17 protein-coding genes are annotated in these 19,497 nt (G+C 72.3%); 14 read left to right on the forward strand and 3 right to left on the reverse strand.

What is annotated here, in order from left to right; genetic code table 11:
- Window positions 1–8: 8 nt before the first annotated feature.
- From SAVERM_RS34550 to SAVERM_RS34565, 4 genes are read left to right on the forward strand one after another with little or no spacing between them, the layout of a single operon-like run.
- Window positions 9–1,388 carry an aldehyde dehydrogenase family protein gene (locus SAVERM_RS34550; protein ID WP_037646481.1) on the forward strand — a complete coding sequence of 460 codons (1,380 nt, stop codon included), beginning with the start codon at window positions 9–11 and terminating at the stop codon, window positions 1,386–1,388.
- Window positions 1,385–2,176: a 3-oxoacyl-ACP reductase gene (locus SAVERM_RS34555; RefSeq protein ID WP_010988127.1), complete on the forward strand. Its 792-nt coding sequence runs from the start codon at window positions 1,385–1,387 to the stop codon at window positions 2,174–2,176. Before SAVERM_RS34550 ends, SAVERM_RS34555 begins: the two co-directional genes overlap by 4 nt.
- Window positions 2,177–2,200: 24 nt before the next feature.
- Window positions 2,201–3,466, forward strand: coding sequence for an HAD family hydrolase (locus SAVERM_RS34560; RefSeq protein ID WP_037646484.1), 1,266 nt, complete (start codon window positions 2,201–2,203; stop codon window positions 3,464–3,466).
- A gap of 34 nt (window positions 3,467–3,500) precedes the next feature.
- Window positions 3,501–4,433 (forward strand): DUF2510 domain-containing protein, encoded by a 933-nt coding sequence (locus SAVERM_RS34565; protein WP_010988129.1) that lies wholly within the window; start codon window positions 3,501–3,503, stop codon window positions 4,431–4,433.
- A 115-nt stretch (window positions 4,434–4,548) separates the two neighbouring features.
- On the opposite strand, the gene SAVERM_RS34570 is transcribed toward SAVERM_RS34565, so the two are convergent.
- Window positions 4,549–5,751, reverse strand: coding sequence for an amino acid deaminase/aldolase (locus tag SAVERM_RS34570; RefSeq protein WP_010988130.1), 1,203 nt, complete (start codon window positions 5,749–5,751; stop codon window positions 4,549–4,551).
- 665 nt (window positions 5,752–6,416) lie between these two features.
- Here SAVERM_RS34570 and SAVERM_RS34575 point away from each other — a divergent pair.
- Complete coding sequence (locus tag SAVERM_RS34575) at window positions 6,417–7,841, forward strand: hypothetical protein (RefSeq protein ID WP_370628394.1); 1,425 nt, start codon at window positions 6,417–6,419, stop codon at window positions 7,839–7,841.
- Entirely contained in the window at window positions 7,838–9,058 is a 1,221-nt protein-coding gene (gene mycP, locus SAVERM_RS34580; RefSeq protein ID WP_010988133.1) for a type VII secretion-associated serine protease mycosin, read from the forward strand. The genes SAVERM_RS34575 and mycP overlap by 4 nt, the downstream gene beginning before the upstream one ends.
- A 45-nt stretch (window positions 9,059–9,103) precedes the next feature.
- On the opposite strand, the gene SAVERM_RS34585 is transcribed toward mycP, so the two are convergent.
- The gene (locus SAVERM_RS34585) at window positions 9,104–10,054 is read right to left on the reverse strand and encodes a serine hydrolase (RefSeq protein WP_010988134.1); all 951 of its coding nucleotides are present in this window, start codon (window positions 10,052–10,054) and stop codon (window positions 9,104–9,106) included.
- Between the two features lie 150 nt (window positions 10,055–10,204).
- Here SAVERM_RS34585 and SAVERM_RS34590 point away from each other — a divergent pair, with 150 nt between their 5' ends.
- Window positions 10,205–10,936 carry an SseB family protein gene (locus SAVERM_RS34590; RefSeq protein WP_010988135.1) on the forward strand — a complete coding sequence of 244 codons (732 nt, stop codon included), beginning with the start codon at window positions 10,205–10,207 and terminating at the stop codon, window positions 10,934–10,936.
- Window positions 10,937–11,088: 152 nt separating this feature from the next.
- Here the strand turns inward: SAVERM_RS34590 and SAVERM_RS34595 are convergent, their stop codons facing one another.
- Entirely contained in the window at window positions 11,089–11,445 is a 357-nt protein-coding gene (locus tag SAVERM_RS34595) for a DUF1844 domain-containing protein (RefSeq protein ID WP_010988136.1), read from the reverse strand.
- 387 nt (window positions 11,446–11,832) lie between these two features.
- On the opposite strand from SAVERM_RS34595, the gene infC reads away from it, so the two are divergent.
- From infC to pheT, 7 genes are all read left to right on the forward strand, one after another.
- Complete coding sequence (gene infC, locus SAVERM_RS34600) at window positions 11,833–12,558, forward strand: translation initiation factor IF-3 (protein ID WP_010988137.1); 726 nt, start codon at window positions 11,833–11,835, stop codon at window positions 12,556–12,558.
- Between the two features lie 106 nt (window positions 12,559–12,664).
- Window positions 12,665–12,859, forward strand: a complete 195-nt coding sequence (gene rpmI / locus SAVERM_RS34605; RefSeq protein WP_007829094.1) for a 50S ribosomal protein L35 — start codon at window positions 12,665–12,667, stop codon at window positions 12,857–12,859.
- Between the two features lie 95 nt (window positions 12,860–12,954).
- Window positions 12,955–13,338, forward strand: a complete 384-nt coding sequence (rplT, locus tag SAVERM_RS34610; protein WP_010988138.1) for a 50S ribosomal protein L20 — start codon at window positions 12,955–12,957, stop codon at window positions 13,336–13,338.
- Between the two features lie 126 nt (window positions 13,339–13,464).
- Window positions 13,465–14,322, forward strand: coding sequence for a TrmH family RNA methyltransferase (locus SAVERM_RS34615; RefSeq protein WP_037646493.1), 858 nt, complete (start codon window positions 13,465–13,467; stop codon window positions 14,320–14,322).
- A gap of 93 nt (window positions 14,323–14,415) precedes the next feature.
- On the forward strand, window positions 14,416–15,579 hold the full coding sequence (locus tag SAVERM_RS34620) for a sensor histidine kinase (protein WP_010988140.1): 1,164 nt from the start codon (window positions 14,416–14,418) through the stop codon (window positions 15,577–15,579).
- A 181-nt stretch (window positions 15,580–15,760) separates the two neighbouring features.
- Window positions 15,761–16,888: a phenylalanine--tRNA ligase subunit alpha gene (pheS, locus tag SAVERM_RS34625; protein ID WP_037646496.1), complete on the forward strand. Its 1,128-nt coding sequence runs from the start codon at window positions 15,761–15,763 to the stop codon at window positions 16,886–16,888.
- Complete coding sequence (gene pheT / locus SAVERM_RS34630) at window positions 16,888–19,389, forward strand: phenylalanine--tRNA ligase subunit beta (RefSeq protein ID WP_010988142.1); 2,502 nt, start codon at window positions 16,888–16,890, stop codon at window positions 19,387–19,389. Before pheS ends, pheT begins: the two co-directional genes overlap by 1 nt.
- Window positions 19,390–19,497: the final 108 nt, after the last annotated feature.

Here is a 19,497-nt window from a genome sequence, read left to right on the forward strand (position 1 = left end):
GGCCCCACGTGTCGCACCCGCACGAACTCGTCGTCCTCGACCCGGCGACCGAGGAGGTCGTCGCCACCGTCCCGGCCGCGACGCCGCAGGACGTCGACGCGGCCGTCGTACGCGCCTCGAAGGCGCAGGTACGGTGGGCCGCCCTCGCTCCGGGCGAGCGCGCCCGGCTGCTGCGCCGCTTCGCCGTCGTCGTCGACGAACACCTGGAGGAGCTCGCCCGGCTGGAGGTCCGCGAGGCCGGTCACGTCATCGGCAACGCCCGCTGGGAGGCGGGCAACGTCCGGGATCTGCTCGACTACGCGGCCGGGGGAGTGGAGCGGCTGACCGGCCGTCAGATCCCGGTGCCGGGCGGCCTCGACATCACGATCCTCGAACCGCTCGGCGTGGTGGGTGTCATCGCGCCCTGGAACTTCCCGATGCCGATCGCGGCCTGGGGCACCGCCCCGGCGCTCGCCGCCGGCAACGCCGTCATCCTCAAGCCCGCCGAGACCACACCGCTGACCGCCCTGCGGCTCGCCGAACTCGCCCTGGAGGCGGGGCTTCCCGAGCACCTCTTCCAGGTCCTGCCGGGTGCGGGGCCCGTCGCGGGCAACGCGCTGGTCGAGCACCCGGGGGTCGCGAAGATCGTCTTCACCGGGTCGACGGCCGTGGGCAAACAGGTGTGGGCGAAGGGTTCGGCCCTTCTCAAGCGCGTCACCCTCGAACTCGGCGGCAAGAGCCCGAACATCGTCTTCGCCGACGCGGATGTCGAGGCCGCGGCCGCCGCGGCTCCCATGGCCTTCCTCGACAACTCCGGCCAGGACTGCTGCGCCCGCACCCGCATCCTCGTCCAGCGTTCCGTGTACGACCGCTTCCTCGCACTGCTCGCCCCGGCCGTCGAGTCCGTCGCCGTCGGCGACCCCTTGGACGAGCGGACCGCGATGGGCCCGCTGATCTCCAAGGTCCAGCTGGAGCGCGTACGGTCGTACGTCCCGGCCGGCGCCCCCGCCCTGCGCGGCAAGGCGCCCGAAGGCCCCGGCTTCTGGTTCCCGCCCACCGTCCTGACCGACGTCGACCCCCACGCGCCCGTAGCCGTCGAGGAGGTCTTCGGACCCGTCGCCGTCGTGCTGCCGTTCGAGGACGAGGCGGACGCCGTCCGGCTCGCCAACGCCACCGAGTACGGCCTCGCCGGTTCGATCTGGACCCGGGACGTCGGCCGCGCCCTGCGCGTCTCGGGGGCCGTCCGGGCCGGCAACCTGTCCGTCAACTCCCACTCCAGCGTCCGCTACTGGACACCGTTCGGCGGCTTCAAGCAGTCGGGCATCGGCCGCGAACTCGGCCCGGACGCCCTCACCGCCTTCACCGAAACCAAGAACGTCTTCATCAGTACGGAGGGCCCCGCACAGTGACCGAAGCGACCGAACAGACCAGCTGCCGCCGCCTCGTCGGACGGACCGCCGTCATCACCGGGGCCGGCAGCGGCATCGGCCTCGCCACCGCGCGCCGGCTCGCCTCCGAGGGCGCCCATGTCGTCTGCGGCGACATCGACGAGGTCAGCGGCAAGGCGGCCGCCGACGAGGTCGGCGGCACCTTCGTGCAGGTCGACGTGACCGACGCCGAACAGGTCGAGGCGCTCTTCAGGACCGCGTACGACACCTACGGCTCCGTCGACATCGCCTTCAACAACGCGGGCATCTCACCTCCCGACGACGACTCCATCCTGGAGACCGGCCTGGAGGCCTGGAAGCGGGTCCAGGAGGTCAACCTCACCTCCGTCTACCTGTGCTGCAAGGCCGCCATCCCCTACATGCGACGCCAGGGCCGGGGCTCCATCATCAACACCGCGTCGTTCGTGGCCCGGATGGGCGCGGCGACCTCGCAGATCTCGTACACGGCCTCCAAGGGCGGTGTGCTCGCCATGTCCCGCGAACTGGGTGTGCAGTTCGCCCGCGAGGGCATCCGGGTCAACGCCCTGTGCCCCGGCCCGGTGAACACCCCCCTCCTCCAGGAACTCTTCGCCAAGGACCCGGAACGGGCCGCGCGCCGGCTCGTGCACATCCCGGTCGGGCGGTTCGCCGAGGCCGACGAGATCGCCGCCGCCGTGGCCTTCCTCGCCAGCGATGACTCGTCGTTCGTGAACGCGACCGATTTCCTGGTGGACGGCGGGATCTCCGGCGCGTACGTCACACCCCTGTAGGCCAGTTCGGTGTATGCACCTTCCATGCGATACCGAGAGATCTTCGCGTGGATCCTGGTCGCGGCCGCCACGGTGGTGGCCGCACCAGCCGCCTCGGCCACCACCACCGGCCCTCGCAACTGCCCTCGCCTGTCAGGAAGTTGGTACGGCGACAACCGCGCCCGCCTCCAGCAGGTCATCGACGAGCGCGGCACCTGTGCCGGCCACCCCGGCAGCCACCCGGTCGCCGCGTTCGACTGGGACAACACGGTCACCAAGAACGACGTCACCGACGCCACCCTCGCCTGGGCCCTCCAGCACGACAGGATCCGGCGCCCGGCGCGCTGGAAGGACACCAGTAAGTGGCTCACGGACGCGGCGGACGCGGCCCTGACCGAGGCCTGCGGCACCGCCGTCCCCGCGGGCGCGCCCCTGCCGACCTCGACGAACACCCGCTGCACCGACGAGATCCTCGAGATCCGCGAGAACGCGAAGACCATGAGCGGGGCCGCCGCCTTCACCGGTGACTTCGATCACCGGCGCACGGTCCCGCAGTACGCCTGGGTGCCCCAGCTGTTCGCCGGGCACACGGTCGCGGAACTCTCGTCGTACGCGAGCAGGGCGCGTGAGGAGGCACTCGCGGCCCCCGTCGGCGCCACCCGGACCCTCGGCACCCACACGATCGCGGCCTACGTGCGCTACTACGACCAGCAGCGCGACCTGGTCCATGCCCTCCAGAAGGCCGGATTCGACGTCTACATCGTCTCCGCGGGCTCCGAGCCCGTCACCGAGGTCTGGTCGCGGGGCATCGGCATCGACGCGCGGCACACGATCGCGATCCGGTCGGTCCTCGACCGGCACGGGCGGATCACCACCTGGAACCAGGGCTGCGGCGACGTACCCGTCAGCCAGGGCGAGGCGATCCCGTACATCGACGGCAAGCGGTGCTGGATCAACCAGGAGATCTACGGCGTACGCGGCAAGGCGGCCTGGCAGCGCCAGAACCGGCCGCACCGGCCCGCCATCGCCGGCGGTGACGCGGACACCGACGTCACCTTCGTCGGGGACGCCACCGGCGCCCACCTCGTGCTCAACCGGAACAAGAGCGAGCTGATGTGCCGGGCGTACGACGACGCCGACGGGCACTGGCTGATCAACCCCATGTTCATCGAGCCACTGCCGCGCAGGCCCGCCCCCTACCCGTGCTCGACCGCCGCCTACAACGAACCCGACGGCGGCAAGGGGCCGGTCCGGCGGGAGGACGGTTCGGTGGTGCCGGACCAGGAGGACACCGTGTTCCGCATCCCGTAAGGGGCGCGGGGCGGCGGCATCGTAAGGTGCGGGGATGAGCAGTACGCCTCCGCCCGGCTGGTACCGAGACCCGTCGTACCCGCTCGTCGAGCGCTGGTGGGACGGGTCCGCGTGGACCGACCACCGGCGTCAGCCCGAGACACCCCAGGAGCCCCTGGTGGGCCCGCGGCCGGCCGGCCGCGGGCCCGGCCGCGCCAAGGTGATCGCGCTCACCGCGGCCGGGGCCGTCCTGGTCGCCGCCGTCGTCACGGGGGTGGTGGTCCTGGCCCGCGACGCCGGCGGCAGCGGGAGCGGCGCCGAGGCGAAGACCACCGCCGGCTCCTCGGTGACCACCACGCCCTCCGCGTCCGCGTCCGCGACCTGGCCCTCCGCCTCCGCCTCCGAACCGTCGGCCGACGACCCGTCCGTCGTCGAGGACGAACTCAACGGCATCACAATGCCGTTGCCCGACGGCTGGGTCAGGGCCGAGAACGTGGCGGAGGACGACGTCGTCATGACCACGCCGGGTACGTACGACTGCCCCGGCGACCCCGGCCTGTGCCGTCACGGCCAGGTCCTGTCACGTACCGCCACGGCGAGCGACGCATCGCCGAAGGCGCTCGCCCGGGGCGACATCGCGGATGCCATGGACACGGCGTTCGACCGCGACGGCCTCGGCAGCCGGCCCTTCGGCGGCGTGACGTCGCACCGTGAGGTCAAGGCCGGCACGGTCGCCGTCGGCGGCCGCGCGGGGTACTTCGTGCGCTGGCGCGTCACCACCGCGAAGGGGCCCGGCGGTTACGTCCAGTCGCTGGCCTTCCCGTCCAGCGTGGGCTCCGAGGCGCCGGTCATCGTCCGCTTCGCCTTCGACGCGGGCGCCGACGGGCCGCCGCTCACCGACATGGACAAGATCACCAAGGGGATCAGGCCGATCGGCGACCCGGCGACCGGCGGGGGCGTGGGCAGCAGCATCGGCGCGTCGAGGTAGCCGCGCGCAGACACGTCGAGGCGGCGGGACATGGACGCGTCGAGGCAGCCGGCACGGACGCGTCGAGGCAGCCCGCTACGGAAACGTGTGCCCCGCTACAGAAACGTGTGCCCTTCTACAGAAACGTGTGCCCCTCGCCCCGGTACGTCGGCACGGTCGCCGTCACCTCGTCGCCCTCGACGAGATGGAGCACGTCGAACCGCTCGCACAGCTCGCCCGCCTTGGCGTGCCGGAACCACACCTTGTCGCCGATGAGCAGATCGTCGGCGGGGGAGCCCAGCAGAGGCGTCTGCACCTCGCCGGGTCCCTCCTGGGGGTCGTACTTCAGTCCCTCCGGGAGGCAGGGGACCGGCAGCCGGTCGGCGCCAGCCGCGCCGGACGCGGGGTAGCCGCCGCCCAGCACGGTCACCACCCCGACCCCGGGCCTGCGCACGACGGGCTGCGCGAAGAGGGCGGCCGGACGCCCGCTGAACGAGGTGTAGTTGTCGAACAGCCGCGGCACGTACAGCCCGGAGCCGGCCGCGATCTCGGTCACCGCGTCCTCGGCGGCCGTGTGCTGCACGCTGCCGGTGCCGCCGCCGTTGACGAACTCCAGGTCGGGCGCCACGGCGCGGACCGCACGCACGACGTCGGCACGCCGCTGGGCCAGCTCCTTGCGCGCCGCGGCCTGCATCAGCCGGACGGCACGCGAGCGCACCGGCCGGCCGGCCACCGCGTCGCCGACGCCGGCGATGTGTCCCTCGTACGCCATGATCCCGACGAGCCGGAAGCCGGGCGTCCGCGCCACCGCGCGGGCCAGGTCGGCGACTTGGGCGGCGGAGTGCAGGGGGGAGCGGCGGGCGCCGACGCGGACGCGGCCCCCGAGGAGTTTGAGCGAGGTGTCCAACTCCAGGCAGACACGCACGACTTCGGTGCCGCCCTGGCGTGCCTCGTCGATCAGACGCAGCTGCGCGGGGTCGTCCACCATGACGGTGACGGCGGCGGCGAGCTTGGGGTCGCCCGCCAGCTCGGAGAAGGCCTTGCGGTCCGCCGACGGGTAGGCGAGCAGGACGTCGTCGAACCCGGAGCGGGCGAGCCACAGGGACTCGGCGAGCGTGAACGACATGATGCCCGCGAAGCCGTCCCGGGCCAGCACGCGTTCGAGCAGGGCACGGCAGCGTACGGACTTGCTGGCGACGCGGACCGGCTTGCCGCCGGCCCGGCGGACCAGGTCGTCGGCGTTGGCGTCGAAAGCCTCCAGGTCCACGATCGCGACAGGGGCGTCGAGCTGAGCGGTGGCCCGATCGTAGCGGGCCCGGTCTGCGGCGCGGGCAGTCATGACCGAAGCCTGCCAGATGCGATTACCGCAGGGTAGGGGGACGTTCCGGGCAGATGCCCCGGGGGTGCGGACTGGTTCCCGTTACGGGCGTGTCAACCCGTAGAGTGACGCGCACGCGGCGAGGGGAACGACCTTGCCCGGGCGGGTGCGCCCGGGATGGCGGACCGGCCGGGCGGGTATGTCTGCCCGTGGCGGGCGATCCTGCGAGGTGTTTCCCGTACCCCGCGTGCAGACCGCTCCGCACAGGCGGTCGAACGCCCCCGGCAGGCCCCGGGGCGGCCCGGCCACAACGAAACGGGGGGTGCATGAGCACCGAAGCGCGCCGCGCCTCCATTCCCCCGCGCCCTGCGGTCCCGCCCCGCCCGACGACACCGCCGCCCACCGGGCCGGCCTCGCGGGACGGGCAGGCGACTTCGCGGGACACGGACGGGGCGGTGCCTCCGGTACCGCAGGATCCGCCCTCCGCGGTCCCGCGTCTCGCGGTACCGCGTCCGGCCGCGCGGAACCCGCGGCCCGGAATGCCTCCGTCGTACGAACGCCCTTTCGCGAGCCGCATACCGAACGTGCCTCCGTCCACGCCCGGGGGACGCCCCACCACGGGCGGCGCACCGACCGCACCGCCGCCCGCACCGCAACGGCCCCCGGCCGTCGGGGCCGGGCCCACGGTGCCGCCGACCGCAGGGCGACAGGCCGCCTCCGCCGCGTCCCCACCGACGGCGCCCCCGCCCCGGCCCACCCGCCCGCCGGCGCAGGACAGCGCGCCCGTACCGTCCGGCTCCGCGTCCGTACCGGCGCAGGGCAGCGCGCCCGTACCGTCCGGCTCCGCGGCCGATCCGACCGTCCGCAACGGCAACTCCGGTGTGCTCCCGCGTTCCGTCACCCCGGACGCGCCCTCGTCCGCCGTGTCGTCCCGGCGGGCCGCCGAGTCCCCACGGTTCCCCAACCTCCGTCTCGACCGGAACTCCGCACCCGACTCCCCGCCCCCGCCCGTGGCTTCGGCGCGGTTCCCGGACGCGCCGCCCGTGTCGCCCGCCGACCCCGCACGGGACGCCAGGTCCTCGGCGGCCCCCGCCGACCTCGGCCCGACCGCCGCGCCGCCGAGGCCCGCCGTTCCGCCGAGCACGGACGGCATCGTGGAGACAACCGCGCGCCTGAGGCCCGCACGGGAGGAGAAGGCGGCCGCCCCGGCCCCACCAGTCTCTCCAGCACCAGCCCCAGCCCCTGCGTCACCGGCCGGCTCCGTCCCACCCCCCGCCACGGACCGTCCCTTCGTCTCCTTCGGCCGGCCCGAGACGTACGACGACCACACCGCCCGGCCACGCTTCCTCGGCGCGCGCGTGCGGCCCCGCGTCGCCGCGGCCGCCGCCTGCGTCGTACTCGGCCTCGGGCTCATCGGCGGTGCGGTGACCGGGAGTTGGCTCACCGGGGACGACTCGGCGCCGTCCGGTTCGCCCAGCGCCTTCGTCGCGGCCGGCGGCCTGTGGCACAGCGTCCCCGTGGACAAGCTGTTCCCGGCCACCGTCGACGGGACGGGCGCGGGCCCCGGCGGCGCCGACCGGACCTGGACACGTATAGCCGTCGCCCCCGACAGCGGCTGCAAGGACGCCTTCGACCCGCTGCTGCGCAAAGCCCTCGCGCCCGTCGGCTGCCTGCGCCTGCTGCGCGCCACCTACATGGACGCGACCCGCAGCCATGTCACCACCGTCGGCCTGCTGTTCACCAAGGCGGACACCACCGCCATGAGCGCTCTGAAAACCCGCTTCAAGACGGAGGACCTCGGCCGGCGCACGGACCTGATGCCCCGGCCGTACGCCGCCAAGGGCACCGTCGCGGCCGGTTTCGGCGACGACCAGCGCGCCTCCTGGACGCTGTCGGTCCTCACGGACGCTCCCGTCGTCGTCTACGCCGTCTCCGGCTTCGCCGACGGCCGCAGCGTCACCGACCCGCAGCCCGCCGCGGAGGCCATACAGGCCGGCGCCACCACCGCCCCCGCCCAGGCCGGCCTCGGCCACGAGGCGCAGGGCCTCGCCGACCGCATCGAGCGCGGCCTCCGCAAGACCGTCACCTCGGCCACGGAGAAGCCTTCATGACGCGCCGGCCCACAGATGTCCGCAAGCCGTCCAAAGACCGCGCCCCGCGCCGGACCGGTGCGCGCCTGCTCACGCTCCTCCTCGCCGGCTCCCTGGCGCTGCTGCCCGCCACCACGGCCCACGCCGACGGCATACGCGCCAAGCAGTGGGCCCTGGACGCCATGCACACCCAGCAGGCCTGGAGCACGACCAAGGGCAAGGGCATCACCGTCGCCGTCCTCGACACGGGCGTCGACGACGAACACCCCGACCTCGCGGGCAACGTCCTCACCGGCACGGACATGGTCGGCTTCGGCGCCCGGCGCGGCGACCGTGCCTGGGCCCGGCACGGCACGGCCATGGCCGGCATCATCGCCGGCCACGGGCACGGCGTCGGCGACGCCGACGGTGTCATGGGCATCGCCCCCGAGGCCAGGATCCTGCCCGTCCGCGTGATCCTCGAAGACGGCGACAACGCCCGTGCGAAGGCCCGCAACACCCGTGGCAACGCGCTGGCCGAAGGCATCCGCTGGGCCGCCGACCACGGCGCCGACGTCATCAACCTCTCCCTCGGCGACGACTCCAAGTCCGCCCACCCCGAACCCGCCGAGGACGAGGCCGTCCAGTACGCCCTGAAGAAGGGCGCGGTCGTCGTCGCGTCGGCCGGCAACGGCGGCGAGAAGGGCGACCACATCTCGTACCCGGCCGCGTACCCGGGAGTGATCGCCGCGACCGCCGTCGACCGCTACGGCACCCGAGCCTCCTTCTCCACCCGCCGCTGGTACGCCACCGTCAGCGCACCCGGCGTCGACGTCGTCATCGCCGACCCGGACCACAAGTACTACGAAGGGTGGGGCACGAGCGCCGCGTCCGCCTTCGTCTCCGGCGCGGTGGCGCTCATCAGGGCCGCCGATCCGGGCCTGACCCCGGCACAGATCAAGCAGCTCCTGGAGGACACGGCCCGCAACGCCCCCACCGGCGGCCGTGACGACTCCCGCGGCTTCGGTTTCATCGACCCCGCCGCCGCCATCGAGGCCGGCGCCCGGCTCAAGACCGAGGGGCTGCACTCGACGGCATACGGCAAGCGGTACTTCGGTTCCGGTCCCGACACCGCGGAGGACTCCGGCGATTCCCCCGGCTGGGCGGGTCCGCTGGCGGGCGGCCTGGGCGCGGCACTGCTGATCGCGGCGGTGGCCCTGTGGCGCGGCCGCAACAGGCGCCGCCCCCACGGTTTCTGACGGTTTCCGGACGCGGCCGGTTTCCGGACACGGCCCGGGTACGGGCTACCCGGCGCTGTCCTCGAACGCCGACAGGGCCGCCTGCGCCGCCGCCTCCACCAGCGAAATCCCCTTCGCCTTCGTGGTGTTGCCGTTCGACAGCACCGCCATCAGGTACGCGTGTCCGTTCACCGTGACCCGGCCGATGCTGTTGATGTCCCACAGGCCGGTCGTGCTCCGCGCCAGCCACCCGTTCTTCAGGGCCCACTTGGTGCCGTCCGCCGCAGCCGACACACCCCAGTGCTGGTCCGTCGCTATCTCGCCCATGAGCCCCTGAAGATACGTCCGCGAGGCCTCGCTCAGCTCGGAGTCGTCCCCGAACACCTGCTGGAGCAGGGCGAGTTGATCGGCCGCCGTGGTCTGCGTCAGCCCCCACAGCTCGCCGTCCCCGCCCTCGGTCCCCTCGAGCCCGAAGCGCTGGTTCGCGGATCCCAGCCCGTCCGCCCGGCCGATCGCGGCCCACAGCGCCGACGCGGACGTGTTGTCGCTGTTCTCGATCATCTCGGTGGCGTACGTCTTCTCCCGCGCCGTCAGCTGCCGGTTCGCGTCCTGCGCCTGGAGCAACAGCGTCGCCAGGATGTCGACCTTGACGATGCTCGCCGTGTCGAAGGTGCCGTCGCCGTACGAGGCGCTGTCGCCGGAGTCCGGGTCGAGCACGGCCACGGACACGTCCGCGCCGTCCTCCACGGTCACCGACTTCATGGCCTTGGCCAGCAGCGCGTTCCGGTCCACGGACGGGTCAGCCGCGGGTTCCACCGATGCCTCCTCGCTCGCCGGGGCCGAAGCCGAGGGTGTCGCCGACGACGATACGGTGCCCGCGTCGGCGTGCGCCTGTGCCTTCACGTACGCGGTCCCCGCGGCCGTACCGCCCACGATGACGGCGGTGGCGAGAACGGTGTAGAGCAGCGGACGGCGACGGGGCGGACGAGCGCGGCGGTGAGCTCTGTGAGACTCCATGCCCGCGAGCCTGGAGCCCGGTCCTGTGCGCGCCGTTAGACGAAAGTTAGAGGCGTGTCAGGGAAATCTGAGAAACCCGTGAAAGGCGTGAACCCCGCGTTTCAGGGTCGGCACAAGCGCAGCAGAGACCCCCCGATAGGGTCGGTGACCGTGGCGAACAAGAACATTCCCGACTCCGGCTTCTCCGACGACGACGGCTCCGCCGACCCCCGGCTGAGCGCGGCGCTCGCCGCCTGGGCCGAGGACCGCACGGCCGTCGGCCCGGTCCTGGACGCGCTCAAGGGCGCCCGCCTGCTCGTGCCCGTGGTGGCCGTGCTCGGCGAGGTCGAGGAGGACGAGAACGGGCTGCGCCGCGAGAAGACCAGCGACATGGCGGTGCCGACCCTGAAGGCCGGGAACCGCACCGCACTGCCGGCCTTCACCTCCACCGAGTCGCTGGCCCGCTGGGACCCGCAGGCCCGCCCCGTCGCCGTCCCCCTGCACCAGGCGCTGCAGGCCGCCGTGCACGAGAAGGCGGACACGATCGTGCTCGACCTGGCCGGCCCCGTCGCGTACGAGCTGACGGGCCCCGCACTGCTCGCCCTCGCCGAGGGACGGACGACGACGGACCCGCTCGCGGACCCCGCCGTGGTCGACGCCGTACGCACCGCCGTCGCCGCCGTGCCCGCGGTCCGGCGTGCCCACCTCGGTCCCGGGCAGGCGGACGGCACCCTGGCTCTCGTACTGGATCCGGCCGCGGCGCCGGCCGAGGCAGCCCGCGCGGTCGCCGAGCGGCTGGCGGCCGACACAACGCTGAGGGCCCGCCTGGTGCGCGGGCTCGACCTGGCACTTCTGCCGGCCGAGGCCACGCCGCCGGGCGAGCCCCTCTTCGTGCGGAGCTAACGAACGTTCGTTAGCCAAAAGACTGTGGAAGCGGCGGAGGCTGCGACGAACGTTCGTTAGCTAAACGGCGCAGCCGCAACCGCAAGCCGTCGCAACGAACGTTCGTAAGGCAAAAGCTCCGTCAGCCAAAAGCGCCGTCAGTCGAAGCGCAGTCAGCCGTAGACCGCGCCCGTGTACTTCTCGCCCGGCCCCTGGCCCGGCTCGTCCGGGACGAGCGACGCCTCGCGGAACGCCAGCTGCAGCGACTTCAGGCCGTCCCGCAGCGGCGCCGCGTGGAAGGAGCTGATCTCCGTCGTGCTCGCGTCGAGCAGACCGGCCAGGGCGTGCACCAGCTTGCGGGCCTCGTCCAGGTCCTTGTGCTCGTCGCCCTCCTCGGTCAGACCGAGCTTCACGGCGGCGGCGCTCATCAGGTTCACTGCGACCGTCACGATCACCTCGACCGCGGGGACCTCGGCGATGTCGCGGGTCATGGTGTCGAAGTCGGGAGTCTGGGGAGGGGTGTCACTCATGTCCCACACGATAGGCCCCGGCGCGCCCGCCCCCGACTGCGGGACCCGGCCCCGACCGCGGGAGCCGGGCGACACCTGGTTAGCGCACGCATCGCGGAACTGCTAACCTTGTGTAACGACCGGTCGGACACGCATGTGCCCGACCCACAAGTGGAGGCTCCGATCTCCCACCTGACTGTCCTCCGGGACGGCGGGTCACCCGGTCAGGCGGTCACCATCGTTCCGTACGGACGATGGAATCGCCCGAAAGCGCGCCCCGCGGTTGACCGCGGCGGTGCTCCGGTAGTTCTTGGAGCCCCGCCTGTGTCCCGTCCGGGGCATTTTTCATGCCCCTCGACAGTTGGTCCAAATGTCGTCAGGACATACGCGGCTGTCCGCCAGACCGCCGTGTGGTGCTACCGAGGAGGATCCATCAGCACAGAGCCCCGCATCAACGACCGGATTCGCGTTCCCGAGGTGCGACTTGTCGGTCCCAGCGGTGAGCAGGTCGGGATTGTTCCGCTTGCCAAGGCCCTGGAGCTTGCGCAGGAGTACGACCTTGACCTGGTCGAGGTGGCCGCGAGCGCGCGCCCGCCGGTCTGCAAGCTCATGGACTACGGGAAGTTCAAGTACGAGTCGGCCATGAAGGCCCGTGAGGCGCGCAAGAACCAGGCGCACACGGTCATCAAGGAGATGAAGCTCCGGCCGAAGATCGACCCGCACGACTATGACACCAAGAAGGGTCACGTCGTCCGGTTCCTCAAGCAGGGCGACAAGGTCAAGATCACGATCATGTTCCGTGGTCGCGAGCAGTCCCGGCCGGAACTCGGCTACCGACTGCTGCAGCGTCTCGCCACGGACGTCGAGGACCTCGGATTCGTCGAGTCGAGTCCGAAGCAGGACGGCCGAAACATGATCATGGTTCTCGGTCCGCACAAGAAGAAGACCGAGGCGATGGCCGAGGCCCGTGAGGCCCAGGCGGCTCGCAAGGCCGAAGCGAAGGCCAACCCCGGCCGCTCGCAGAACGCCGCCGACGAAGACATCCCCGAGGGCGAGCTTCCCGAGGGCGAGGTCCCCGAGGCCGAGACCACCGAGGCCGCCGAGGCCCCGGCCGAGGCTTCCACCGAGGCCTGATCCCAGGGCGAAGGCCCCGGGATGCCAACCGATACACATGACGTTCCACTGTGCCCGGTTTCACGACCGGGCATCGGAACGCCACTGACGAGGAGAGAACGGCGCTATGCCGAAGAACAAGTCGCACAGCGGTGCCAGCAAGCGCTTCAAGGTCACCGGCTCCGGCAAGGTGCTCCGTGAGCGCGCCGGCAAGCGCCACCTGCTCGAGCACAAGTCGTCGCGCCTGACGCGCCGCCTCACCGGCAACGCCGAGATGGCCCCGGGCGACGCCAAGAAGATCAAGAAGCTTCTCGGCAAGTGACGCATCGGCGCCTAGGCGCCGTACGTCAGGACCGGGACCCAATCGATTTCGGGCCGTGTGACCACACCCACGGCCCCGCTACAAGGAGTTAACAAGTGGCACGCGTCAAGCGGGCAGTCAACGCCCACAAGAAGCGCCGGGCGATCCTCGAGGCGGCCTCCGGCTACCGCGGTCAGCGTTCGCGCCTGTACCGCAAGGCCAAGGAGCAGGTCACCCACTCGCTGGTCTACAACTACAACGACCGCAAGAAGCGCAAGGGCGACTTCCGTCAGCTGTGGATCCAGCGCATCAACGCCGCTGCCCGCGCCAACGGCATGACGTACAACCGCCTCATCCAGGGTCTGAAGGCCGCCAACATCGAGGTGGACCGCAAGATCCTCGCGGAGCTGGCTGTCAACGACGCGGGCGCGTTCGCCGCGCTCGTCGAGGTCGCGCAGAAGGCCCTGCCGTCGGACGTGAACGCGCCGAAGGCTGCGTGACGCCGGCGTCGGCTCGAGCCTGAATCGGACCCGCAGGCCTTCGAGGCCTGCGGGTCCGTGTGCGTTCCCCCGCCGCCGCGGACAGCAGACCCCCACCCCCATAAACCCGAAGGTGACGTAACCCCCATGTCGGCCGCCCCCGAGCTGATCTCCCCGCGCTCTCCTCGTGTCTCCGCCGCGCGGCGGCTCGCCAAGCGGAACTTCCGGGGGAAGGAACAGCTGTTTCTCGCCGAGGGCCCGCAGGCCGTGCGGGAGGCGGCGGCGCACCGCGCCGCGGACGCCGCCACGCTCGTCGAGCTCTTCGCGACCGCCGAGGCGGCGGAGCGGTACGCCGACATCATCGGGGAGGCCCGGGACGCCGGGGCGCGCGTGCACCTCGCGGACGAGGCGGTGATCGCCGACATCTCGACCACCGTGACCCCCCAGGGGCTCGTCGGGATCTGCCGCTTCCTGGACACCCCCTTCGAGGAGATCCTCGCGGCCCGGCCGAGGCTCGTCGCCGTACTCGCCCATGTGCGCGACCCGGGGAACGCCGGCACCGTGCTGCGCTGCGCCGACGCCGCCGGCGCCGAGGCCGTCGTACTGACCGACGCCTCCGTGGACCTCTACAACCCCAAGTCGGTGCGCGCCTCCGTCGGCTCGCTGTTCCACCTGCCCGTCGCCGTCGGCGTGCCCGTCGACCAGGCCGTCGCCGGACTCAAGGACGCAGGCGTGCGGATCCTGGCCGCGGACGGCGCGGGCGACGACGACCTCGACGACGAACTCGACAAGGGCACCATGGGCGGGCCCACCGCCTGGGTGTTCGGGAACGAGGCCTGGGGGCTCCCGGAGGAGACGCGTGCGCTGGCCGACGCCGTCGTGCGCGTTCCCATCCACGGAAAAGCCGAGAGCCTGAACCTCGCCACGGCCGCCGCCGTATGTCTCTACGCGTCCGCCCGTGCACAGCGCGCCTCCGGAGGGTGCCGCTCCGTCACGGACAGCTAGTAGGGTGACGGGCTCGGGAGCCCTCCCCCAAGCTCTCGGCTGCGCTGGAGCAGGGAGGTACCCCCAACGCCGGACGAGAGGTGGGGTAAGGGGATGAGTGTCGGCACGAGCGGTGCACAGAAGGCGCCGCGAGCACAGGACGTGCGCGGCACACCCGCGTCCCGGCGCGGTGATCTGGCCGAACTCGGCATCGACCCCGACGAACTGCCCGACGGACTGGTCGTGGCGGACGAACACGGGCGGGTGATCTGCTTCAACGCCGCGGCGGCCCGTATCACCGCCGTGTCCGCCGCCGACGCCCTCGGGCAGCGGCTGGAGCGCGCCCTGCCGTTGGAGGACCTCGAAGGCCGCCGCTGGTGGCAGCTGACCGACCCCTACGGCGGCCTCGCGATCCGCGTCGCACAGCCCGAGCGCAACCTGCTGCTCCCCGGCGGCCGGGAAGTCCTCGTGTCGGTGCGCTACGTGCGGACGAGGCCCACCGGGCCGGTCCGCCGCCTCGTCGTCTCCCTGCGGGACACCGAAGCCCGTCGTCGCACCGAGCGCAGCCACGCCGAGCTGATCGCCACCGTCGCCCACGAACTGCGCTCCCCGCTCACCTCGGTCAAGGGCTTCACCGCCACGCTGCTCGCCAAGTGGGAGCGCTTCACCGACGACCAGAAGAAACTCATGCTGGAGACCGTCGACGCCGACGCGAACCGTGTGACGCGGCTCATCGCCGAGCTGCTCGACATCTCCCGCATCGACTCCGGACGCCTCGAGGTGCGCCGTCAGCCCGTCGACATCGGCGCGGCCGTCGGGCGGCACATCCAGGCGTACGTCGCCGCGGGGCAGCCCGCCGACCGGTTCCTGCTCCGCATAGAGCAGCCCCTGCCCGCCCTGTGGGCCGACCCCGACAAGATCGACCAGGTGCTCAGCAACCTCCTCGAAAATGCGGTGCGGCACGGCGAGGGAACCGTCACGATCGACGTAACGCCCTCGGCGTCCCCGCGCGAGCGGACGGACGACGAGGGCACTGCGCACGCTGCCACGTCGGTCACGGTGAGCGACGAGGGTCCCGGCATCCCGGAGGAGTCCATGAACCGCGTCTTCACCCGCTTCTGGCGGGGCAGCAAGCGCGGCGGCACGGGCCTCGGGCTCTACATCGTCAAGGGCATCGTCGAGGCCCACGGCGGCGGCATCACGGTCGGCCGCGCCCCCGGCGGCGGCGCCGAATTCCGATTTACGTTGCCCGTGGCCACCCCGGCGTATCTGCTGTAGCGCCGCAGAGGCCCACGGGCGCACGTCGTACCGGAGCCACCCCTCGGACTGCGCGTCCGAGGCAGGCTCCCACCCCGTTAGACTCGGCCTTTGGCACCTTTGCGTCCTCTCATCTGTGGACGATTCGTCTCCGAGTCGTGGACGGGGACCATCCGCCAGCCAACCGGAAGCACGGGAAGAGATGTCGGCACCGAATAAGTCGTACGACCCTGTAGAGGTCGAGGCCTTGAAACCGGAAGAGATCGAGCGCATGCGGGACGAGGCGCTCGCCGCCTTCGCGGCCGCCGGCGACCTCGACGCGCTCCAGGAGGCCAAGGTCGCCCACACCGGCGGCACCTCGCCGCTGGCCCTCGCCAACCGCGAGATCGGCGCCCTGCCCCCGCATGCCAAGGCCGCGGCCGGCAAGCTGGTCGGCCAGGCCCGTGGCGCCGTGAACAAGGCCCTCGGCGCCCGCCAGGCCGAGCTGGAGGCCGAGCGCGACGCCCGCGTGCTGGTCGAGGAGGCGGTGGACGTCACACTGCCGTACGACCGCGTACCGGCCGGCGCCCGCCACCCGCTGACCACGTTCATGGAGCGCGTCGCGGATGTCTTCGTGGCCATGGGCTACGAGATCGCGGAAGGCCCCGAGGTCGAGGCGGAGTGGTTCAACTTCGACGCCCTCAACTTCACCCCGGACCACCCGGCCCGGCAGATGCAGGACACCTTCTTCGTCGAGGGCCCGAAGGGCACCGAAGGAGACGAGTCCGGTGTCGTGCTGCGCACCCACACCTCGCCCGTGCAGGCCCGCGCCATGCTCGACCGCGAGCCGCCCGTCTACATCGTCTGCCCCGGCCGCGTCTACCGCACCGACGAGCTGGACGCCACGCACACCCCGGTCTTCCACCAGATCGAGCTGCTCGCCATCGACGAGGGCCTGACCATGGCCGACCTCAAGGGCACCCTGGACCACATGGTCCAGACGCTCTTCGGCGCGGACATGAAGACGCGGCTGCGGCCGAACTACTTCCCGTTCACCGAGCCGTCCGCCGAGATGGACATGCTCTGCTACGTCTGCAAGGGCGAGTCCGTCGGCAACCCCGACCGTCCCTGCCGCACCTGCTCCAGCGAGGGCTGGATCGAGCTCGGCGGCTGCGGCATGGTCAACCCCCGTGTCCTCACCGCCTGCGGGGTGGACCCGGAGAAGTACAGCGGATTCGCCTTCGGGTTCGGCATCGAGCGGATGCTGATGTTCCGCCACAACGTCGAAGACATGCGAGACATGGTCGAGGGTGACGTCCGGTTCACCCGGCCGTTCGGGATGGAGATCTGATGCGGGTCCCGCTTTCCTGGCTGCGGGAGTACGTCGACCTCCCCGCCACCGAGACCGGCCGCGATGTGCAGGCCAAGCTCGTTTCCGCCGGCCTCGAGGTCGAGAGGGTCGAGCAGCTCGGCGCCGACCTCAAGGGCCCCCTGGCCGTCGGCCAGGTGCTGACCATCGAGGAGCTGGAGGGCTTCAAGAAGCCGATCCGCTTCTGCACCGTCGACGTCGGCCAGGCCAACGGCACCGGTGAGCCCCAGGAGATCGTCTGCGGCGCCCGCAACTTCTCCGTCGGCGACAAGGTCGTCGTGGTCCTGCCCGGCGCCGTCCTGCCCGGCAACTTCGCGATCGCCGCGCGCAAGACGTACGGCAGGACCTCGCACGGCATGATCTGCTCCGGCGACGAGCTGGGCATGGGCGACGACGGCTCCGGCGGCATCATCGTGCTCCCGCCGGAGTACGAGGTCGGCACCGACGCCATCGAGCTGCTCGAGCTGGTCGACGAGGTCCTCGACATCGCCGTCACGCCCGACCGCGGCTACTGCCTGTCGCTGCGCGGCATCGCCCGCGAGACCGCCATCGCGTACGGCCTGCCGCTGCGCGACCCGGCGCTGCTCGACGTGCCGGCCCCGAACGCGTTCGGCCACCCGGTGAAGATCTCCGAGCCGCTGGGCTGCGACCGCTTCACCGCGCGCACGGTGACCGGCCTCGACCCCGAGGCGCGCTCCCCGATCTGGCTCCAGCGTCGGCTCCAGAAGGCCGGCATGCGCTCGATCTCGCTGGCCGTCGACATCACCAACTACGTGATGCTGGAGCTGGGCCAGCCCCTGCACGCCTACGACCGCTCCCGCATCCAGGGCGCGATCGGCGTGCGCCGGGCGGAGCAGGGCGAGAAGCTCACCACCCTCGACGGCACCCAGCGCACGCTGGACGCCGAGGACCTGGTCATCACCGACGACCGCGGGCCCATCGGGCTCGCGGGCGTCATGGGCGGCGCCCACACCGAGATCGACGACACCGAGGGCACGACCACCGAGGTCGTCATCGAGGCCGCGCACTTCGACCCGATCTCCGTCGCCCGCACGGCCCGCCGCCACAAGCTGGCCTCCGAGGCGTCCAAGCGCTTCGAGCGCGGCGTCGACCCGCTGGCCGCCTCCGCCGCCGCCCAGCGCACGGTCGACCTGCTGGTGCTCCTCGCCGGCGGCAGCGCCGACGCGGGCGTCACGGAGGTCATCACGCCCTCCGCGCCGCACACCATCACCATCCCGGCGAACCACCCGGACCGGGTGGCAGGAGTCGAGTACGGCCGCGAGACCGTCGTACGCCGTCTCCAGGAGGTCGGCTGCGACGTCTACGGGCAGGACGAGCTGCTCGTCACCGTGCCGTCCTGGCGGCCCGACCTGACCGACCCGAACGACCTGGCCGAGGAGGTCATCCGGCTCGAGGGCTACGAGAACCTGCCCTCGACCCTGCCCAAGCCCCCCGCGGGCCGGGGCCTGACCGAGCGGCAGCGGCTGCACCGCCGCGTCGGCCGCGCGCTGGCCGGCGCCGGATACGTCGAGGCGCCGAACTACCCCTTCATCGGGGAGCACGTCTTCGACCAGTTCGGCCTCGCCGCCGACGACCCGAAGCGCCGGGTCGTCAAGCTGGTCAACCCGCTCTCCGAGGAGGAGCCCGCGCTCCGCACGACGCTGCTGCCGGGCCTGCTCGGCGCGCTGCGCCGCAACGACGGGCGCGGTTCGCACGACCTGGCGCTCTTCGAGACCGGGCTGGTCTTCCACCCGCGCGCGGAGCAGCGCATCGCGGTCCGGCTGCCCGTCGACCGCCGTCCCACGGACGAGGAGATCGCCTCCCTCACCGCCGCGCTGCCCGAGCAGCCCCGGCACGCCGCCGTCGTCCTCGCGGGCGCCCGCGAGCAGGCCGGCTGGTGGGGCAAGGGCCGCCCGGCCGACTGGGCCGACGCGGTCGAGGCCGCACGCACCCTGGCCCGCGAGGCGGGGACCGAACTCCTCGTGCGCGCCGGCCAGTACGGGCCGTGGCACCCGGGCCGCTGCGCCGAGCTCGCCGTCGTCCTCGACGGCGAGGAGAAGGTCATCGGGTACGCCGGCGAGCTGCACCCCGGTGTCCTGAAGACGCTGGGTCTGCCCGCGCGCACCAGCGCGATGGAGCTGAACCTGGACGCGCTGGAGCAGGCGAGCGCGGGCGTCGTGAAGGGGCCCCGGATCTCCACGTTCCCGGTCGCCACCCAGGACGTCGCGCTGGTCGTCGACAAGACGGTTCCGCACGCGGACGTCGAGGCGGCACTGCGCGAGGGTGCGGGTGAACTCCTGGAGTCCATCCGGCTGTTCGACGTGTACGAGAGCGAGCAGCTCGGCGCGGGCAAGAAGTCCCTCGCCTACGCGCTGCGCTTCCGTGCCGCCGACCGCACCCTGACCGTCGAGGAGGCCTCCACGGCCCGCGACGCGGCGGTGGCGCTGGCCGCCGAGCGCACAGGGGCGGCACTGCGGAGCTAGCTTCGCCGGAAGTGCCGGGGAACTGCTGGGCGTCGGCCGGCTGCGGGTTGTCCGTGGCCGGCCGCGCCCATGCGGCGGAGTCGCACGATGTCGTGGCTCAGTGGCTCA

Origin of the sequence: Streptomyces avermitilis MA-4680 = NBRC 14893 (assembly GCF_000009765.2) — a bacterium.
In the GTDB taxonomy this organism is placed as follows: Bacteria; Actinomycetota; Actinomycetes; order Streptomycetales; family Streptomycetaceae; genus Streptomyces; species Streptomyces avermitilis.